Below are 11,622 nucleotides of genomic sequence, written 5' to 3' on the forward strand. Positions count from 1 at the left end.
GCATGTCCGAGGTCACAGCTCCGTACCCGGTGGGGAGCCCGTGCTGGGTGGATCTGATGGTGGGCGACCAGCAGGCCGCGCTGGACTTCTACGGCGAGCTTTTCGGCTGGTCAGGGGAGGTCGGCCCGGAGGAGGTGGGCGGCTACACGGTCTGTACGTTGCGCGGCAGGGCCGTGGCGGGGATCGGCAAGGCGATGGCGATGGAGGGTCAGCCCGCACCGCCGACCGCCTGGACCACGTACCTGTCGGTGGACGACATCGACGCGGCGGCAGCGGCGGCCGGCGCCAACGGCGGGCAGGTCTTCATGGGGCCGATGGACGTGCCGCCGAACATCGGCCGACTGGCGGTCGGCGTCGACCCGACCGGTGGTGTGTTCGGGTTGTGGCAGCCCCTGGACTTCTTCGGTGCCCAACTGGTCAACGAGCCGAACACACTGTGCTGGAACGAACTCAACTCGCAGGATCCGCAGGCCGCTTCGGACTTCTACGCGCGGATGCTCGGCGTCAGGTTCACCCCGTACAAGGAGATGCCCGGCTACTTCACGATGCACGCCGGAGGACGAACCGTCGCCGGGGCGCAGGGACTTGACCAGTTCCCTGAAGGCACGCCCTCGCACTGGCTTTCGTACTTCTCGGTGAACGACACCGATGCCACGGTCGAGCAGCTGACCAAAGCCGGTGGAGCGGTGCTGCAGAAGCCCTACGAGATCCCCGCGGGCCGGATGGCCGTGGTGCGCGATCCGCAGGGCGGGGTGTTCGGTGTGATCGCCATGCCGCCCTCGGCCTGACGCCGCACGGCTTCACGGTCTACGGCGCGAGGGGGCCGCGGCCCCCTCGCGCCGGTGCCGGGCGGTCAGCCGGTGTAGCCGCTCATGGCCTGGCCGTACGCGCCGGGGCTCTGGTCGACGGAGGAGCAGGTCGGCTGGGCGTAGCCGGTGGAGCCACCCGGGCAGGGCTGGTCGCGGGTGGCGGACCAGAACGACAACCAGGCCAGGTGCTTGCTCTGGGCGAACGAGACCAGGCTGGCGGCGTTGTCGAGGGTGAACGTCTCGCTGGTGAGGTCGTTGAGTCCGATCATCGGGGTGACCGCCACCTTGTTCCACGCCTGGTCGTCGCTGAGGTCCGGCCAGACGGACTTGATCTGCGCCTGGGTCGCGGTTGCCGCGTCGATGGCGTTCTGCCCCATGTCCGTCGGGAACGACGAGCCGTAGTCCATGGCCATCACGTTCACCGCGGCGATGGCCGCGCCGTTGTTCTTGGCGCTGTTGAGGATGTTGACACCGTCCGAGGTCAGTCCGTTCGGCAGCACCGGCAGGGTGTAGGAGACCTGGAGGACGGGGTTGTTCTGCTCCAGGATGGCGATCGCCTGGTTGCGCCGGTCCACTGACGTGGCGTCAGCCACCGAGGCGCCCTCGACGTCGAAGTCGATGTCGGTGAGCGAGTACTGGTCGATGACCTTCTGGTACGCGGCGGCCAGGTCGGTGGCCGAGGAACAACTGGTCGCCAGCTCGGTGCCGTTGGCGCCGCCGAAGGACACCCGTACGTCGCCTCCGGCGGACCGCAGGGCGGCGATGTTGGCGGTGGTGGTCTGGTCGGACAGGTCGGTGACGCCGCCCCACTTGGGGTCGCAGCTTCCGCCGTCGGTGACGAAGGCGAGGTTGAAGTACTTGGTGCCCTCGGTCGAGGCGCCGTTCGCCAGGTCGTACTGGGGGTAGAGCGACAGGTCCGCGTACGGGGAGAAGCCGCCGAAACCGCTGGCCGCCGGGCGCGGGTGCGTGGTGGCCGCCGCGGCGCTGCCGGTGTTGGCGGTGAGCGCCATGGACCCCGCGAGGAGCGCGGTGGCCGCGGCGAGCACCGCGGTGCGGCGCCTGCCCTTGTCTCTTGGGGGCCTGATGGGCAGGGCGGAGGAGCGTTGCGGCATGGCGGACTCCGGATGTGGGGGTGGAGCCCGCGCCGGGCGGCGTGGTCGGGCACACCGTCCCGGCGCGGGTGATGGCGGCGCCGCGGCCATGGGGAGGGCGGCGTCCTGGCGTGCGTGGGGGCGCATACGGCGCGGGTGCCCCGTGGGACTCCGCGGTCACCGCATGCTCAATAAATTGGCCTGGACCAATATCCCGCGTCAAGACGCCGACACCGAGAAAATCGCCAACGCCCCCGTCCCTTCGGCCGGTTACCCGAAGGAGAGGAAGACCGTCTCCTCGTACCCCCCGTCGCCGCGCAGCCGTATGTCGAAGCGGTAGACCCCGGTGCGCTCCGGCACCGCGATCAGTGTGGCGCGCCGCCCCGCGTCCAGCGAGGACAGCAGCGGATCGACGGCCTGCGTCAAGTACGCCCGGGTGAACAGGTGTTGCAGCAGTCCCCGGGCGAGAACGCACACCGACAGATACGGCACCCCGCCGGGCCGCAGGGTGCGCAGTACGTAGCCGCCGTCCGCGCCGGTGGCGACCCGGCCGAACCCGGTGAAGGCCACACCGTCCCGGCCGACGGCCGCACCGCCCACCGCCTCCCGGCGCAGCGAGCCGGGCGCTCCGGTGCGCGAGCCGTCGGGGGCCGGCTGCCAGAACTCCAGCAGGGCGTCGTCCACCGGTTCGCCCTGGCCGTCGAGCACCCGGCCGTGCACGGTGATGGTCTCCGGGTGCCCGGTGGGCGCGATCCGGCCGCCGTCCGGACGCGGCAGCGCGTAGCCGAAGTAGGGGCCGATGGTCTGGGGCGGTGTGCGTCGCCCGGTCATCGCGGGCCCGCGTCCAGGACGACGTCCCAGCGGTAGCCCAACGACCGGCCGGGTACGGACAGTTCGGGGTCGTAGGCGGCGACCAGCCGCTGGCGGTCGGCCGCGTCGCGTACGGCGTGCCAGATGGGGTCCAGCGGCAGCAGTGGGTCGCCGGGGAAGTACATCTGGGTGACCAGCCGCTGGGTGAAGGCGGTGCCGAACAGGGAGAAGTGGATGTGCGCGGGCCGCCAGGAGCGGGAGTTCCCGCCCCAGGGGTAGGCGCCGGGCCGGATCGTGGTGAACCGGTAGCGGCCCTGCTCGTCGGTGAGGCAGCGTCCGGCGCCGGTGAAGTTGGGATCCAGCGGGGCGTCGTGCTGGTCACGGCGGTGCGCGTAGCGTCCAGCGGCGTTGGCCTGCCAGATCTCGACCAGTTGGCCGCGCACCGGGCGGCCGGCGCGGTCCTGTACCCGGCCGGTGACGGTGATGCGCTCGCCCAGCGGCTGGCCGGGGTGCTGCCGGGTGAGGTCGGCATCGGATTCGGTGACGTCGGCGGTGCCGAACACCGGTCCGGTCAGCTCCACGGCGTCCGGGTCGTCCACCACGACCAGGGCGTTCCTAGGTTGGCGGGATAAGGCGCCGGTGTACGGTTCTGGTCCGTCCGTCGCTGTCATGCGCGACCTCCTGGTGTTCGGGCTCCTAGCGTTCCAGAACGAGGGCGAGGCCCTGGCCGACCCCGATGCACAGGGCGGCGAGGCCCGTACCCGAGCCCGCGGCGGCGAGTTGGTGGGCGACGGCTCCGGCGAGCCGGGCGCCCGAGGCGCCGAGCGGGTGGCCGATGGCGATGGCACCGCCGCGCGGATTGACCACGGCCGGGTCCAGCTCCGGCCACTCGGCGAGACAGCCCAACGCCTGGGCGGCGAACGCCTCGTTCAGCTCGAAGGTCCGCAGGTCCGCGAAGCGGCGCCCGGAGCGCTCAAGGGCGCGGTTGACCGCCTCCACCGGGCCCAGCCCGAACAGGTGCGGCTCGATACCGGTGACGGCGGTGGCGCTGATCCGGGCCAGCGGTTCGCGGCCGGTCGCCTTCAGCCCCGCCTCGTCCACGATGAGCAGCGCGGCGGCGCCGTCGTTGAGCGGTGAGGCGTTGCCCGCGGTGACCGTGCCGTGCTCACGGAACACCGGCTTCAGCCTGGCCAGCGCCTCCAGCGAGGTGGCGTCGCGGATGGTCTCGTCGCGCAGCAGGTCGCTGCCGTCGAGCGGTACCACCTCCGGTGCGTACAGTCCGTCCTTCCAGGCCCGGCTGGCCTTCTCATGACTGGCGAGGGCGAAGGCGTCCTGTGCCTCGCGGGTGATGTGGTGGCGGTCCGCGACGAGTTCGGCGCCCTCGCCGAGGGAGACCGTCCACTCCTTGGGCATCCGCGGGTTGGTCATCCGCCAGCCGAGCGTGGTGGAGTACATCTCCTGGTGCCCGGTGGGGAAGGCCCGCTCCGGCTTGGGCACCACCCACGGCGCGCGGCTCATCGACTCCACACCGCCCGCGACGGCGATCGACGCGTCACCGAGCGCCACCGCGCGGTATGCCTGGATGACCGCCTCAAGCCCGGATCCGCACAGCCGGTTGACGGTCGAGCCGGGCACTGTGACCGGCAGCCCGGCGAGCAGCACGGCCATCCTGGCCACGTCGCGGTTCTCCTCGCCGGCGCCGTTGGCGTTGCCGAGCACCACGTCGTCGATCCTGGCCGGGTCCAGTTCGGGGCTGCGGTCCACCAGGGCCCGTACGACATGCGCGGCGAGGTCGTCCGGCCGTACTCCGGCGAGAGCGCCGCCGTACTTGCCGATGGGGGTGCGCACCGCGTCGGCGATGTACACATCACGGGCTGCCACGCCAGTACTCATCGGTGTCCTTCCCTGCGCCCTGCCCTGTCCACCCGGCGAACCGAAGATCGCGGCGGCTCGCGCCCGAGTCTGTGCCCGGCCGTCGGCGCTGTCAACGCCTCCTTCCCCGCCACGGGCGTAACCGGTCCGGTGGCGGTGGCGTTGGTCTTCCGGCGGTCGCGGCAGAGGCGAGGAGGGCAAGTCCGTGTCGGCGCAGCCTGTCGATCTGGCGCAGCGCATCGGGGCGTTCATCACGGGATTTCCGGTGACGGGCGGCTATCGGGTCCCGGACAGGGCGGAGCGCGAGGCACTGGCGGCCGGGGTGCTGGAGGTGCTGGACGGGCGGCCGGACGCGGCGCGCGGGCGGCTCGCGACGATCGGCTACACGGTGCGCACGCTGCGTCGCGCCGGCGGGGACCTGGCGGAGCTGTGCGAACCGTCGTGGACCGGGCGGGGCTGGGGCCGGGTCTACGTCGATGTGACCCGGCCCGCCCGCTGGAGCGTGCAGGCCCCGCATCCGCGCTCGGATCTGCGCACCGGGCGGCTGGCGGCCGAGGTGTTCGACCGGGCGCCGGGCGGGGTGCTGGTGCTGGCCGGTGCGCTACGTACCGCGGGCGAGGGGGACTGCGCCGATGTGGCGCACCGGGCGGACTCGGCCTTCGACGCGGTGTGCGAGGCCCTGGTGGCGCGCGGGCTGCCCGCGATCCAGGTGCACGGCTTCGCCGACGCCAGCGCTCCCGGGCATGACGTCGTGGTCTCACCGGGCCCGGCACCGCCGGGGGACGCGGTGCGCAAGGCGGCGCGGCTGCTGGACGGCCAGGGGGTTCCGGGTGTGCCGGGTGTGGAAGGAGCGCTGCGACGGCCTGGAGGGCACGACGAACGTGCAGGCCAGGCGGGCGGCCGCGCACGGGGTGCCGTTCGTGCACGTGGAGAGCAGCTTCACGGTGCGGCACGATCCGGCGGCCCGCGCCCGGATCGCGGACGCGCTGGCCGAGGTGGCTCGCGGATGGCTGCGACCGTACGGTTGACGTCGCGTCAGGTCGTGGTGCGACGCGAAAGCGCCGTGGCCGCCGAGGAGTTGTGCACGGTGAACGCCACCGTCCCCGGCAGATAGCGGTCCTCGGACCACTCCACGGGAGATCCGGTGGGATCGGTGCTGCACCGTCGTTCGCGCAGCAGCGCCGCACCGGCGCGGCAGCCGAGCAGTGCGGCGTCGTCCGCGTCGGCATAGGTCACATCGATGGTGTGGTGCACATCGGTGAAGCGCACGCCGTGCTCCTCCAGCGGCACGGTGTGCGAGACGGCGGCCGGATCGAGCCCGGCGACGATCTCCCCGATGTGCCGTGGATACACCGAGCGTTCGACCATCACCGGCACGGCGGACAGGGTGCGCACCCGCAGCACCAGGCACACCTCCTCGCCCTCTGCCAACCGCAGCTTCTCGCGCTCCACCGGGTCGGCGGGGCGCCGTACCACGTCCACCACCCGGCCGCCGGGCTCCTCGCCGAGCGAGCGCGCCCAGCGGGTGAAGCTGACGGTCTCGCTGAACGTCTGCACCCTGGCGGTGCCCAGCACCACCCGGCGGGTGCCGCGCCGGGAGGTGACCAGCCCGTCGGCGCGCAGCAGGGCGAGGGCCTGCCGGATGGTGCCGCGGGAGACGCCGTAGGCCTCCGCCAGCGCGGCCTCGGCGGGCAGTCTGCCGCCGGAGCCGTAGGCACCATCGGATATGCCCTGCCGCAGTTCGGCGGCGACCTTCCGGTACATCGCCTGGCGCCCGTCCGCCACGATCATCCCCGTCCACATCCCTGCACGCGATCCGTGCGTGTGCCACGTATGTGATCGGGAGCCTAACCGCAACCTGTGGCCGCATCCGGGCCGTTCCTGTCGCCTTCGTCGAATCTCGGCCACTCGTTCACTTTCCGGCCATCCAGCTCGTACGTACTTGGCGCGTCAAGTTGTACAGCCAACCTGGCCGCCTCTCAGAACCTCGCAAGGAGACCGAAGTGAACGTGCCCAGAACCCGAGCCATAGGCGCCGCGGGCGTCCTGGCCGCGACGGCACTCACCCTCAGCGCCTGCGGCGCCGCTCCCGCCACCGGCACCACGGCGAGCGGCAAGAGCGTCGCGAGCGCCACCTCGGCCGCCGACTTCGGCGGAATGGACGCGCTGGTCGCCGCCGCGAAGAAGGAGGGCACGCTCAACGCCATCGCGCTCCCCCGCGACTGGGCCAACTACGGCGCGGTCATCGACGGCTTCACCAAGAAGTACGGGATCAAGGTCCAGGACGAGAACCCCGAGGGCGCCAGCCAGGACGAGCTGAACGCGATCACCTCCCGCAAGGGCCAGGACCGCGCCCCCGACGTGGTGGACCTCGGCTCGTCGTTCGCGCTCAGCGGCGCCCAGCAGGGCCTGTTCGCCGCCTACAAGGTGGCCGGATTCGACAAGATCCCCGGCGCGCAGAAGGACGCCCAGGCCCGCTGGTACAACGACTACGGCGGCTACATCTCCATCGGCTGCGACGCCAAGCGTGTCAAGGAGTGCCCGAAGACCTTCGCCGACCTGCTCAAGCCCGAGTACAAGGGCCAGGTGGCGCTCAACGGCAACCCGACCAAGGCCGGTGCCGCGTTCGGCGCGGTGTACGCGGCGGCACTGGCCAACGGCGGCTCGTTCGACAACATCCAGCCCGGCATCGACTTCTTCGGCAAGCTGAAGAAGGCTGGCAACTTCGACCCGGTGCAGGCCACCCCGGCGACGATCGAGAAGGGTGAGACCCCGATCAGCGTCGACTGGGACTACCTCAACTCCGGTTACGCGGACGAGTTCCGCGGCAAGGGAGTGGACTGGCAGGTCACCGTCCCGTCCGACGGGCGCTACTCGCAGTACTACTCGCAGGCCGTCAACGCCTCCGCGCCGCACCCGGCGGCGGCCCGGCTGTGGGAGGAGTACCTGTACAGCGCCGAGGGCCAGAACCTGTTCCTCAAGGGGTACGCCCGCCCGGCCCTGATGGACGCCATGAAGCAGGCCGGAACGCTGGACACCGCGGCCGCCGCCAAGCTCGCCGCGGTCAGCGGCACCCCGAGCTTCCCGACCCCGGACCAGACCGACAAGGCGAAGCAGGTCGTCACCGAGAAGTGGGCTGCGGCGGTCTCCTGATGATCTCCGCAGTCAAGTCGCGGCTGGGCGGCGGGCTCGCCGTCGCCCCGCTGCTGTTGTTCATGGGCGTAGCCTTCGGGCTGCCCGCCGTCGCCATCGCCACCGGGGCGTTCACCACCAGCGCCGACGCCCCCGGCGGGGTGCACTGGACGCTGTCCAACCTGACCACCTCCGTGCACGGCGCGTATCTGACCGCGCTGTGGGGCAGCGTCAAGCTCTCCGCGCTGTCCGCCCTGCTGGCGACGCTGCTCGGAGTGCCGCTGGCACAGGCCGTGACGACCTCCAGCAGCCGGGCGCTGCGCGACGCCGTGATGTCGGCCTCCGGTGTGCTGGCCAACTTCGGTGGTGTGCCACTGGCGTTCGCGTTCGTCGCCACCCTGGGCAACGCGGGCGTACTCACCACGCACCTGGGGCTGGCCGCCAAGGGCTGGAGCCTCTATAGCTTCTGGGGCCTGGTGGTGGTCTACCTGTACTTCCTGCTGCCGCTGATGGTGCTGACCATCGCCCCGGCGCTGGAGGGACTGCGCGCCGGCTGGCGGGAGGCGGCCCGCAACAACGGAGCCACCGCCTGGCAGTACTGGCGGCACGTGGCACTGCCGGTGCTCGCGCCGTCGCTGCTCGGCGGCTATGTGCTGCTGTTCGGCAGCGCCTTCGCCGCCTACGCCACCGCTGCCGCGATGGTGGGCAGTTCGGTGCCGCTGCTGACCTCGCAGATCGCCGACGCGCTGTCCGGCAACGTCCTGGTGGGCCAGGGCAATGTGGCGCTCGCGCTCAGCATCGACATGGTGGTGGTCGCGGGCGCGGTGATGGCGGTCTACGTACCCCTACAGCGAAGGAGTGCCCGATGGCTCGCCTGACGAACCGCCGAAGGATCCGCTGGTGGCGCGGCGCGGTCGCGGCCGTCGCCGGGCTGTACTTCCTTGTGCCGCTGGCCTGTTCCGTGCTGTTCACCGTGGACGTGCCCGGTCAGGGCTTCACCCTGAGCGCCTACACCGGCATCCTCGGCGCCAGCGGTTTCACCGGCAGCCTGCTGCTCACCCTGGAGTTGGCCGCCGCGACCATCGTGCTCGTGCTCGGTCTGCTGGTCCCGGCGCTGCTCGCGGCGCGACTCGGCGCGCCCCGGCTGCGGCCGCTGCTGGAGGTGGTCTGCTCGCTGCCGCTGGTGGTGCCTTCGGTGGCGCTGGTCGCCGGATACAGCGGTGTGCTGCGCTGGGGTCCGCAGTACCTGTCCCGCACACCGCTGTTCCAGACCTTCGTTGCGGTACAGAACGCCGACTTCCCGGTGGTGCTGGTGCTGGCCTACACCGTGATGTCGCTGCCGCTGGCCTATCGGGCGCTGGACGCCGGGATGCGCGCGGTGGACGTGCGTACGCTGATGGAGGCGGCCCGCAGCTGTGGCGCGAGCCCGGTGCGGGCGGTGTTCCAGGCGGTACTGCCGAATCTGCGCGGTGCGCTGATGAACGCCGGCTTCCTCACCCTGGCGCTGGTGCTCGGCGAGTACACCGTCGGCGCCCTGCTGGGCTTCCGGCCGTTCGCGGTGTGGATCGTGGGCATCGGCGGCAGCCAGGCCCAACTGTCGGTCGCGGTCTCGGTGTTGAGCCTGCTGCTGACCTGGGCGCTGCTGCTGGTGTTCGCCGCCGCGGGCCGCCCCCGTACCCGTATCCCCCGCCGGGCGCATACCAAGGCCGCCCCGGCGCTCGTTCCACAGGAGTCGGCATCATGACCGTCGAATTCCGGGCGCTGCACAAGTCGTTCGGTGCCACCAAGGCCCTTGATGGGCTCGATCTCACCGCCCACCAGGGGGAGTTGCTGGCGCTGCTCGGCCCGTCCGGGTGCGGCAAGACCACCGCGCTGCGGATGCTGGCGGGCTTCGAGAAGCCGGACTCCGGGCAGGTGCTGGTGGACGGTGAGGACATCAGCGACGTTCCGGCGCACCGCCGCGACGCCGGGATGGTGTTCCAGGCGTACAGCCTCTTCCCGCATCTGACCGCCGCCGACAACGTGGCCTTCGGGCTGCGGATGCGCAAGGTCGGCGCGGCCGAACGCCGCTCCAGGGCCGCCGAGTTGCTGGAACTGGTCGGACTGCCGCAGCACGCCGACCGCTATCCGCACCAGATGTCCGGCGGCCAGCAGCAGCGGGTGGCGCTGGCCAGGGCGCTGGCGCTGCGCCCGAAGGTGCTGCTGCTGGACGAGCCGCTGTCCGCGCTGGACGCCAAGGTCCGGGTGCAACTGCGCGAGGAGATCAGGCGGTTGCAGCAGGAGCTGGCGATCACCACGGTGTTCGTCACCCACGACCAGGAGGAGGCGCTGTCCACCGCCGACCGCGTCGCGGTGATGCGGGACGGCCGCCTCGAACAGTGCGCCGGCCCTGCCGAGTTGTACGACACCCCGTCGACGCCGTTCGTCGCGGAGTTCGTCGGCACCATGAACCGGCTGCCGGGGCGCGCCTCGGGCGACGGCAGCGTGGAGGTGCTCGGCCAGCGGCTGCCGGTGCGCGGCGACGCGGGCACGGCGGGCGCGGTCGATGTGCTGGTACGCCCCGAGGCGGTGGACGCCACCGCCGACGAGGACGGTTCCGCGCGGGTTACCGCCACCGCCTTCCACGGCGCGGTCACCCGGCTGACGGTGGCGCTGGCCGACGGCACCACGGTCAAGGCCGACATCCCCAGCCACCGCGCGTCCGGCCTGGCGGCGGGCGCCTCGGCGACCGTGACGCTGCCCGAGCGGCCGGTACTGGTGGAGGCGCGCGCCGCATGACCCTGGCAGCGGTTCTCTTCGACATGGACGGCACGCTGGTGGACACCGAGGACGTGTGGTGGCAGGCGGTCGCCGACACCGCGTCCGACCTCGGCTACCGGCTGTCCGGGCGGGACCTGCCGGATGTGCTGGGCCGCCCGGTGGAACACACCGCGGACCACCTGCTGCGCGTCACCGGCACCGACCGCGAACGCGCCGCGCTGGCCGCGGAGTTGGACGGCCGGTTCGCCGAGCTGGTCGGCAGCGACATCCGGCCGCGCCCCGGCGCGCTGGCGCTGCTGGACGCGCTACGGGCGCAGCGGCTGACCACCGCCCTGGTGTCGGCCTCGCCGCGCCGGGTGGTGGACATGGTGCTGCGGGTACTGGGCCGTGACCGGTTCGCGGTGACGGTCTCGGCGGACGACACCCCGCGCACCAAGCCCGCGCCCGACCCCTACCTGGCCGCGGCCCGACAACTCGGCGTGGACCCGGCGCACTGCGTGGCCGTGGAGGACACGCCGACCGGCGTGGCCTCAGCGGAGGCAGCGGGCTGCCAGGTACTGGCCGTACCGTCGGCGGTACCGATTCCGGAGGCGCCGGGCCGCACGGTGTTGCCGTCCCTGGAAGGGGCGGGGCCGGAGCTGCTGCGTTCGCTCATCCCGAGCCCGCGGTAAGGGCGTAGGAGGCGGGGAAGGCGTACCGGTGGTGGGCGGGGAGAAGCACCGTCTCAGCCGGCAACGACGAGCAGCACCCCGCATACCAACACAAGAACGCTGCCCGCGGCGATGAACCCGTACTCCAGCCCCACCCGCTCCCGCCGGTGCACAACGACGCTACGCGGATCAGCGGGATCGTAGGAAACCAGCACGGTCTCCCCGTCAAGCAGACGCAACCGCCGACTGGGCGGCACGGGACTGACGATCTCCACCACCCGCCCGTCGGAGGTGGCGAACTGCAACGACGGTCGCGGTGGCCAGGGTTCACCGGAGACATCCCCAGGCGCGCGCTTGACCAGCGCCCTGGCCACCTCGCCGAACCGGCGAACCCGGCGGACCTCGCGCAGTCCAACCGCTCCGGCCAGCGCGGCAAGCACCCCGCAGACGCCCGTGATTCCGGCGAACACCGCCACCACCACGCCTGCCTCCAACGGTT

Annotated in this window: 13 protein-coding genes; 7 read left to right on the plus strand and 6 right to left on the minus strand. The window is 72.0% G+C overall.

Translation table 11 applies throughout. The features are described 5' to 3' along the window. Window positions 1-2: 2 nt before the first annotated feature. On the plus strand, window positions 3-788 hold the full coding sequence (locus tag P3G67_RS21055) for a VOC family protein (RefSeq protein ID WP_276094842.1): 786 nt from the start codon (window positions 3-5) through the stop codon (window positions 786-788). Between the two features lie 65 nt (window positions 789-853). On the opposite strand, the gene P3G67_RS21060 is transcribed toward P3G67_RS21055, so the two are convergent. The 4 genes from P3G67_RS21060 to P3G67_RS21075 all read right to left on the minus strand — a co-directional run bounded on the left by P3G67_RS21060 (window position 854) and on the right by P3G67_RS21075 (window position 4,603). Then, window positions 854-1,921, minus strand: a complete 1,068-nt coding sequence (locus P3G67_RS21060; RefSeq protein ID WP_276094843.1) for a chitinase — start codon at window positions 1,919-1,921, stop codon at window positions 854-856. A gap of 249 nt (window positions 1,922-2,170) precedes the next feature. Continuing rightward, complete coding sequence (pcaG, locus tag P3G67_RS21065) at window positions 2,171-2,731, minus strand: protocatechuate 3,4-dioxygenase subunit alpha (RefSeq protein ID WP_276094844.1); 561 nt, start codon at window positions 2,729-2,731, stop codon at window positions 2,171-2,173. Beyond that, on the minus strand, window positions 2,728-3,381 hold the full coding sequence (gene pcaH / locus P3G67_RS21070) for a protocatechuate 3,4-dioxygenase subunit beta (protein ID WP_276094845.1): 654 nt from the start codon (window positions 3,379-3,381) through the stop codon (window positions 2,728-2,730). The genes pcaG and pcaH overlap by 4 nt, the downstream gene beginning before the upstream one ends. A gap of 25 nt (window positions 3,382-3,406) precedes the next feature. After that, window positions 3,407-4,603, minus strand: coding sequence for a thiolase family protein (locus tag P3G67_RS21075; RefSeq protein WP_269857176.1), 1,197 nt, complete (start codon window positions 4,601-4,603; stop codon window positions 3,407-3,409). Window positions 4,604-4,787: 184 nt separating this feature from the next. Here P3G67_RS21075 and P3G67_RS21080 point away from each other — a divergent pair, with 184 nt between their 5' ends. Next, window positions 4,788-5,696, plus strand: a complete 909-nt coding sequence (locus P3G67_RS21080) for a hypothetical protein (RefSeq protein ID WP_276094846.1) — start codon at window positions 4,788-4,790, stop codon at window positions 5,694-5,696. On the opposite strand, the gene P3G67_RS21085 is transcribed toward P3G67_RS21080, so the two are convergent. Further along, a complete protein-coding gene (locus P3G67_RS21085) occupies window positions 5,618-6,373 on the minus strand; it encodes a GntR family transcriptional regulator (protein ID WP_269857174.1) in 756 nt (251 codons plus the stop codon). The two genes, P3G67_RS21080 and P3G67_RS21085, sit on opposite strands and share 79 nt — an antisense overlap. Window positions 6,374-6,585: 212 nt before the next feature. Here P3G67_RS21085 and P3G67_RS21090 point away from each other — a divergent pair, with 212 nt between their 5' ends. Genes P3G67_RS21090 through P3G67_RS21110 form a run of 5 tightly spaced genes read left to right on the plus strand, consistent with a single transcriptional unit; the run spans window position 6,586 to window position 11,144 of the window. Next, window positions 6,586-7,734, plus strand: a complete 1,149-nt coding sequence (locus tag P3G67_RS21090; RefSeq protein WP_269857173.1) for an ABC transporter substrate-binding protein — start codon at window positions 6,586-6,588, stop codon at window positions 7,732-7,734. Next, entirely contained in the window at window positions 7,734-8,591 is an 858-nt protein-coding gene (locus P3G67_RS21095) for an ABC transporter permease (protein WP_269857172.1), read from the plus strand. The genes P3G67_RS21090 and P3G67_RS21095 overlap by 1 nt, the downstream gene beginning before the upstream one ends. Next, window positions 8,579-9,457, plus strand: coding sequence for an ABC transporter permease (locus tag P3G67_RS21100; RefSeq protein ID WP_276094847.1), 879 nt, complete (start codon window positions 8,579-8,581; stop codon window positions 9,455-9,457). The genes P3G67_RS21095 and P3G67_RS21100 overlap by 13 nt, the downstream gene beginning before the upstream one ends. After that, window positions 9,454-10,491, plus strand: a complete 1,038-nt coding sequence (locus P3G67_RS21105) for an ABC transporter ATP-binding protein (protein WP_269857170.1) — start codon at window positions 9,454-9,456, stop codon at window positions 10,489-10,491. The genes P3G67_RS21100 and P3G67_RS21105 overlap by 4 nt, the downstream gene beginning before the upstream one ends. Next, complete coding sequence (locus P3G67_RS21110) at window positions 10,488-11,144, plus strand: HAD family hydrolase (RefSeq protein WP_276094848.1); 657 nt, start codon at window positions 10,488-10,490, stop codon at window positions 11,142-11,144. The genes P3G67_RS21105 and P3G67_RS21110 overlap by 4 nt, the downstream gene beginning before the upstream one ends. 53 nt (window positions 11,145-11,197) lie before the next feature. Here the strand turns inward: P3G67_RS21110 and P3G67_RS21115 are convergent, their stop codons facing one another. Continuing rightward, window positions 11,198-11,605 (minus strand): DUF3592 domain-containing protein, encoded by a 408-nt coding sequence (locus P3G67_RS21115; RefSeq protein ID WP_276094849.1) that lies wholly within the window; start codon window positions 11,603-11,605, stop codon window positions 11,198-11,200. Between the last annotated feature and the right edge of the window lie 17 nt (window positions 11,606-11,622).

The organism is Streptomyces silvisoli, from assembly GCF_029269905.1.
Taxonomy (GTDB): Bacteria; Actinomycetota; Actinomycetes; order Streptomycetales; family Streptomycetaceae; genus Streptantibioticus_A; species Streptantibioticus_A silvisoli_A.

Coding starts and splice junctions, on each gene's coding strand:
- P3G67_RS21055 (WP_276094842.1), top strand. CDS start 3: ATGTCCGAGGTCACAGCTCCGTACCCGGTGGGGAGCCCGTGCTGGGTG.
- P3G67_RS21060 (WP_276094843.1), bottom strand. CDS start 1,921: ATGCCGCAACGCTCCTCCGCCCTGCCCATCAGGCCCCCAAGAGACAAG.
- pcaG (WP_276094844.1), bottom strand. CDS start 2,731: ATGACCGGGCGACGCACACCGCCCCAGACCATCGGCCCCTACTTCGGC.
- pcaH (WP_276094845.1), bottom strand. CDS start 3,381: ATGACAGCGACGGACGGACCAGAACCGTACACCGGCGCCTTATCCCGC.
- P3G67_RS21075 (WP_269857176.1), bottom strand. CDS start 4,603: ATGAGTACTGGCGTGGCAGCCCGTGATGTGTACATCGCCGACGCGGTG.
- P3G67_RS21085 (WP_269857174.1), bottom strand. CDS start 6,373: ATGATCGTGGCGGACGGGCGCCAGGCGATGTACCGGAAGGTCGCCGCC.
- P3G67_RS21095 (WP_269857172.1), top strand. CDS start 7,734: ATGATCTCCGCAGTCAAGTCGCGGCTGGGCGGCGGGCTCGCCGTCGCC.
- P3G67_RS21100 (WP_276094847.1), top strand. CDS start 8,579: ATGGCTCGCCTGACGAACCGCCGAAGGATCCGCTGGTGGCGCGGCGCG.
- P3G67_RS21105 (WP_269857170.1), top strand. CDS start 9,454: ATGACCGTCGAATTCCGGGCGCTGCACAAGTCGTTCGGTGCCACCAAG.
- P3G67_RS21110 (WP_276094848.1), top strand. CDS start 10,488: ATGACCCTGGCAGCGGTTCTCTTCGACATGGACGGCACGCTGGTGGAC.